The organism is Salegentibacter haimaensis (assembly GCF_054121495.1).
On the sequence record NZ_JBSYGH010000017.1, the window covers coordinates 45,980 to 52,699 of the forward strand.

General features: G+C 36.2%; 6 protein-coding genes. 1 reads left to right on the forward strand and 5 read right to left on the reverse strand.

Annotated elements, in window-relative coordinates:
• Positions 1–233: 233 nt before the first annotated feature.
• From ACW6QP_RS13905 to ACW6QP_RS13925, 5 genes are all read right to left on the reverse strand, one after another.
• The gene (locus ACW6QP_RS13905) at positions 234–569 is read right to left on the reverse strand and encodes a nucleotidyltransferase family protein (RefSeq protein ID WP_457911473.1); all 336 of its coding nucleotides are present in this window, start codon (positions 567–569) and stop codon (positions 234–236) included.
• Between the two features lie 329 nt (positions 570–898).
• Positions 899–1,792, reverse strand: coding sequence for a trypsin-like serine protease (locus ACW6QP_RS13910; protein ID WP_457911474.1), 894 nt, complete (start codon positions 1,790–1,792; stop codon positions 899–901).
• 183 nt (positions 1,793–1,975) lie between these two features.
• The gene (locus tag ACW6QP_RS13915; RefSeq protein ID WP_457911475.1) at positions 1,976–2,833 is read right to left on the reverse strand and encodes a hypothetical protein; all 858 of its coding nucleotides are present in this window, start codon (positions 2,831–2,833) and stop codon (positions 1,976–1,978) included.
• A 148-nt stretch (positions 2,834–2,981) separates the two neighbouring features.
• Positions 2,982–3,965 (reverse strand): nucleotidyl transferase AbiEii/AbiGii toxin family protein, encoded by a 984-nt coding sequence (locus ACW6QP_RS13920; RefSeq protein ID WP_457911476.1) that lies wholly within the window; start codon positions 3,963–3,965, stop codon positions 2,982–2,984.
• Positions 3,962–4,687, reverse strand: a complete 726-nt coding sequence (locus ACW6QP_RS13925; protein ID WP_457911477.1) for a DUF6088 family protein — start codon at positions 4,685–4,687, stop codon at positions 3,962–3,964. Before ACW6QP_RS13925 ends, ACW6QP_RS13920 begins: the two co-directional genes overlap by 4 nt.
• 348 nt (positions 4,688–5,035) lie before the next feature.
• Between ACW6QP_RS13925 and ACW6QP_RS13930 the strand changes: the two genes are divergently transcribed.
• A complete protein-coding gene (locus ACW6QP_RS13930) occupies positions 5,036–6,580 on the forward strand; it encodes an IS1182 family transposase (RefSeq protein WP_457911478.1) in 1,545 nt (514 codons plus the stop codon).
• Positions 6,581–6,720: the final 140 nt, after the last annotated feature.

The window sequence follows — 6,720 nt, forward strand, 5'->3', positions numbered from 1 at the left end:
CGATAAAAGGTGATTGAAAAGACGGGTTATGAACCGCCGTATACTAGATCCTTACGTTCGGTGGTATGAGAGGCCTACTCTCTCAATTAGTGGTGGAGTCGTCTACTCCAATGGCAACTGGCCTTGATTAGTCAGTCTGCCAATGGCTCTATTTCTAGTTTGAGTTCCGGTATGTGACGAAATCTGGTGTGTCTGTTATAAATTCCTCTATCAAGTCAATAGCCATTAGTATGTCAGAGAGATACTTCTTGCCTTTTTCCGTCATAGATTAAAATTTTTGTAGCCTCAATATTCTTTCTAAGAATAGGATTTTTTAGGGAAGACTCGGTTAATAAATCAACTTTTCTCTGAAAGAACTCTTCTAATTTATCCCAGATGGCTAAAAGTTTTTCACCTCTTTCTAAAGGATCATTTTCTTCAATTTCGATCAGTAAATCTATGTCGCTTGAAGTCTCGTCAAATCTGTCTGTGGTAGCAGATCCGAAAGCATAAAGATTCTTCACATTATATAATTTGCATAATGTGGTAAAGTCAATCATTTTAGCCTTTATACTTTCCTTTATTTTCATAAAGCTAATATAGTCAATTTCTTCTTGACCTGGATTTATCTCTTTATGAGTTGAAGTCGGTTTGTTACCAATGTTCCCGGTTGTCGCCAGTTAGCGGAGTAAGGGACGCGTCCCCATAGCTATCGGGATGTCGGCTTGGTATTGGTTTGTTGGTCAAGTTAATTATTTTCTTACTAACGCTGCCGGCTGCTGGCGATAAAAGGTGATTGAAAAGATGGATTGTGAGCCACTACGCACAACTATTCCGATTTCAAAAAGACCAGTATTTCGAAAGTTTGCAGGAGTGTAATGAGAGGCGTACTTCGTAGGTTTTTTGCGGAGCCATTCACTCAATTACATACAGTTTTTGATATCCATTCCTCAAATGGAGCTAATCGAGTCCAACGCATTATTTGGCCATAATGTAGAGTTTTTTGAAATTGTCTGTGGTCAAATTGAGTTCCTTTGTTAATAGCTATTAGTTCCATTGTATTGTTTTGGTTTTCTCTAAATAAACCACCTCCACTATCTCCTGCGGCACTTAAATATTCAAGATCTCTAGGCGTGGGGCTGCCAAGTTTGTTTGACTTCGGATCATCAGGAGAATCAAAGTCGGAAAATAAATAAATTTTTAATCCATTTTCCGATAATCCGCCAATCGAATCAACAACATTCTGTCCTGCTAATTTCTCCATTTTCATTTCCATATCTTCTTTGTCTGCCACACCTGACGCTCCGTATCCTACACCAGTGACATTAGAATTTATCTCATCTGTTGAAAAACTTAGGTTGGCAGGTTCAATCTTTTTTACAGGCTTCTTTAATTTTAAAAGAACTAAGTCGTATTCTCCCCTGTCAATATCAGAAAGGTACTTAGGATGCACTATCACTTCATCTACAGAAAGACGTTTATTATCTAATTTTACAAATAAACTATCAGACTTTACCACTCGATGATTAATTGGAACATTAGCGTAAAATATTTGGCCATTATTATTTATTGTATCTATTCGCGTGTCGCTCTCAATAACATTATGCGCTGCCGTTAAGACATATTTATCGGAAATTAACACGGCAGAACCTGAAAAATAGGTGTTAATCCAAATTTCACCAACACTTTGAAATTCCGCGCGTTTAGCAAGCTCGATATATTTTTCTTTATTCACATCGTGTCGGATTATTCCAGAAATTAAAAATGGAAATATTCCTAATATTAATAGTTTTAGAATGTTGTTTTTTGTCATTTTTGTTGTTTTAAAACTGAATGTAACGGCCAGAAAAAATGTTCGTGCCGACGAGTTTAATTGTTCGTCTTACATTCACCGATGCTTGGGGCAAAGGTGAAAGGACAATCCGCTGAGCTAGCGAGCGCAGAGTTTCGATTTGAGACAGGTCCAAGCATTGTATTTATATATTAGTGCCCATAGTTATTTGTCTAAACTTATATCATTATCCAAAGATTCTCCCAAATCTGAATCCCAGAAATCATTGATGTTTTTTAAAATTTCTTCTTCAATCTTTTGCTGCTGAACTTCGTTCGCTTTTGGCATTTTTTCTACTCCGCGGAGTCTATTGCTTACAAAAGAATTGAATGGATAAAATTCCACTTGTTGAGGAACTTCCATTATTCCTCCATTCGGATTTATTTCCACTTCATATAATTCATCGGTATATGGTTCACTCAAAATTGTACTCCAAAAAATAAATCTATTGAATTTACCGTAAATTAAAAGTGATGTCTTTGTTTCATTACTAACAATTGTTGCATCTAATGCTCTTGTAAAATAAAAATCTACGCCTTTAATTCCACTATTATTGTTTAATAATCTGCTTGTCAATAGCATATTTACATTGTGGTGATTTTTGGGAACTGTTTTGTTCTTTAAAAATTCTCTCCATTCCTTTTCCGCCTCCATCATTTTGTCATAATACCACTTTTTAGTAAAGTCTGTTCTACTAGTTTTAAGCTCTAATTGAATAACTCTCCATAAAAAAGATAGTGCGAAATAGTACAAATTTTCATCATATTTTATTGTATACTTCTCATTTAGATAAGGTTTAAAAATGTTTTCCGCAAACCATTTTTCACTCTTAGAAAATTTTTGTTCTGCTTTATACCCTAATAAATAAGGTTTTGGGCCATCTTGGTCTCTTTTATTCGGCGTTTCAAAATTTCTTAAAAATCGAGAACCAGTTTCCTTGGAATGTTTGATTACGAATTTGGGATAAATGTGACTTTGCATTAAGTCAGTTTCTTCCTCATATAAAGCACAGATTCCTTTCATAATTGTGGGCAATGGTCTCCTTTACTTCGCTTAGTGGAGTAGAGGACACGGATTTGTCAGCTTAGTATTGGTTTGTTGGTTAAGATAATTTACTTCCTAACGGTGCTGTTTATTGGCGATGGACTGTCGTTGTGCGTTTGTCCTGATTTCAACTATTCGTTTTGAAATCCCATTTGATCAAATCAAGACGGTCTTTTAATATTATTAATGTCTTAAATAATTCATTTTCTTTAGGAAACTCTCCATATACTAAGTTTTTAAAATCGTTTTCATAAACACTTTTTAATTGTTCCCATAATTGATCTGACTTATCAAATATCATAGCTTTTGAAGGATGGAGTTTCAACCAATCATTATTGTTTTTGTAACTAACAACATCATCATTTGCTACCTTCAATAACATTTCTTCAAATAAAGGTGAATTAAAAAAGTCTAAAAACTCTTTTTTCAATAATAGTTGATGTATATCATAAAGATGTCTGATTTTCTTTTTCAAATCTTCAATAGGTTCGTCTGTATAGGAAAATCGGACTAAACTCATTATTTTTTCACAAATCGTTCTCGTTGGTTCTAATACTAAAACTTCAAATGGTAATAAGCCATTTTCTTCAGCTATTTCCGTTTGGTTATTTTTCACCATCATTTCACCTACAAATGATGAAATTTCTTTTCTAGTATATGGTTCAAAATATCCAAGCCAAGTAGCTTCCACGACAATTGCGTCCCTTACTTGACCATAGTCTCCTTGGAACTCTTTTGTATAGGAATGGGCTGTTTTACGATTCATTCCCATTTTTTTAGTTAGACCTTCAACATTAATTTCGGGTAAAACATTCTTAACTACGCAGCTTATTTTTTTGATTTTATTTGTTAGCCGGTTATTTGATTCTCCTTTATTTTTTAAGACAACTAAATCGATATCTTCTGAAAACCTTTCAATAATGTTGTAACATTTAGATAAAGCCGTCCCTCCCTTAAATACAGTATCTTTTCCTATTTCATCATTATATATTGTAAATAGGGCATAAGTAACCCAATAATCTTTCTCTACATATATTGATGAAATTTGCATTTGGTCAGAAGTAAACCGGATAGCTTGTTTAAATAGTTTTTTATTTTCGTGAAGCTTCATAAAACATTCCAATTATTAGCGCTGGATAATACTTTAGAGGTTCCCGGGAATTTATATTTTGTAATTGGATTTAAAGAATCTTTCAAAGGCCTAGTAATTTGTTCGTCCTTAGTTTCAGTTAATATCGAACCCAAAAGTGCTCTGGTTGATGGAGGGTATTTTAATGATAATCTAACTAAATCTTTTTTGTCATCATTAGAAAGGTTTCCTATTATTTTTAATAGTCGTAAAGATGATTCTTTTATGGTGCTGTCAGGTATTTTTTTTATATATCTAATGCTATCCAATATTTGTAGCAATGGAATATTTTTTTTGGTGATATTATTTTTCTGTTTTATAAAGGATATAGTGTATCGCTCCCTTTTGAACATGGGACGAGTTTGATTTCGGCCTATCTGTATGGTATTGCTTACTTGACTTGTCAAACCTAATTTATTATATATACTATATCCAGTTAGATAGCCTATTAATTTACCATCATCCTCTAGCAAATCTTTCACTATTTGTTCTTGATCAGGTTGTAGTTCACCAAACGGTGTTTTTTCTGGTTTATAAAACTTTCCTTTTGATAATTTGGAAATATTTCCTGATTTAGCCATTCGATTTAACGCTTTTATTACGGCTTCTTTTTTTTTCACCTCTACGTTAAAGTCCTCATAGGTGAAAACATATCCTTTAGGGAATCTGTTTATGGTATTCGTTATGTAATCAGTGACTTTCAAGTGTTTTTTGTTTTTTCAAATATAATATATTGTCCAGTTTATTTAGTAAAAAACTGGACATTTTCAATTAAATTTGGTTTGTTAATGGTCAGTAGCTTAACTTAGCCAACTAATGTTGGCTAAGTTAAGCTACTGACCATCACCTCATTATAATTCTTTTTTAAACGATTTTCTTATCAGGAAGAGGCACCGTCCCGTATTAAAACATTGCGAGCTGGCGCGCGTGATTGTCCGCAGGACAATCCGCTGAGCAAACGAGCAAGGAGTTTTGATTTGACACAGGTTTAAGCATGGTTTTTATATAATGTGCCTGTTGCACAAATTACTGAAATTAGGTAATTTCATGGAATGCAAGGCAAAAAAGACTATCAGGAAAAACTCTTCACCTCGTTCAAGTTGAGTGACCGAATTCCAAAAGAAAATTTTTATCGTCGTTTAAAAGAAGCCCTTAACCTGGATTTCCTATATCCACTTACCCGGAAATTTTATGGCGAGAGCGGGCAAAAAAGTATTGATCCCGTGGTCTTCTTCAAGATCTGCCTGGTGGGTTATCTGGAAAATATCACGACCGATCGCGGGCTGATGGACCACTGTTCAATGCGGTTGGACATTCTCTACTTTTTAGGTTATGATGTGGACGAAGAACTGCCCTGGCACAGTACGATAAGCCGCACCCGACAACTGTTTCCCGAAGATGTTTTTGAAGATGTATTCACTAAAGTCTTAAAGCTGTGCATAGATGCCGGACTGGTAAGCGGCCACACCCAGGCAATTGATTCTGCACCTGTAAAAGCTAATGCTTCTATGGACAGTCTTGAGATTAAAGTTCCGGAAGAAGACCTGGAAGAGCATCTTTCAAAATTGCGGGTGCAAAGTAGCAGAGATCGTAAGGCTAAAGAGAATAAAGCCCCTGAAAAACAGCAGAAGATCACGGCCAGTAAAAAGGAACTTCAGGAAATAAAAAACAGAAACAAGAAGTGGAGCGAGGAACAGGATATGCGTCCGGGTGCTAAGAACAAAGGCAGCAGATATACCAGCAACAAAACCCATTACAGCCCAACGGATCCGGATGCGAGGATTAGTGTGAAACCCGGTAAGGCAAGGAAATTAAATTATTTGTGCAACCTGGCCGTTGATACCGAAGCTCATGTAATTACAGATGTAAAAGCATATCATGCAGATAAAAAAGACACTAAGTATCTTCAGGATACCACTACAAGGCTGAACAGGCGCCTTCGCCGGGAAGGTCTTATCTGGGAGAATATTTTGGCAGATGCAGGTTATAGTAGTGGGGAGAATTATGCCTACCTCGAAAAGAAAGGCCTCACCACTTACATTCCCCCACATGGAACCTACAAAGGTGGGCCTGATGGATTTGAATATATCAAAGAAGGTAATTTCTGGCTGTGCCCACAGGGAAAGAAAGTTACCTTCCGGAAGCAGAAAATGGAGAATGGTAATTTAAAGGACAATTATTTTACCACGCGGGCCGATTGTAAAGATTGCCCCATAAAGCAGACCTGCATTGGCAAGAGCCATGAGAAACGGATTAACATTACCGCTTATCGGGAAGAGTACGACAGGAATATTGAACGGGTAAAGAGCAGGCGTGGCCGCTATATGAAAGGCAAGCGCCAAAGCACTGTAGAACCTGTTTTTGGTACGCTAAAGGAATTTATGGGTCTGCGGAAGGTAAATACCATTGGGATAAGGCAAGCTAACAAGTGCATGCACCTGGCAGCCATTGCTTATAACCTCAAAAAGTACCTGAAATTTCAAACAAAGAAGGTGAAATCCGGAGCGGAGCATCTTGCTCAGTGTCTTTCTCCGCAAAAGCTGTTACAGGAGCTAAAACCCCCACTTTTAAGCAACCCAATATTCACCTTTTCCTAATCGACATTAAAAAATAAAACCGCTTAAAGCGGCTTATTTAGATCCCGATTCTGGAAAATTAGGGGCTTGTGCAACGGTTACTAATGTTGTGTGTAGTTTTAATTAAGAAATTTTAAACCTCAAACCTACTCCTCAACCCG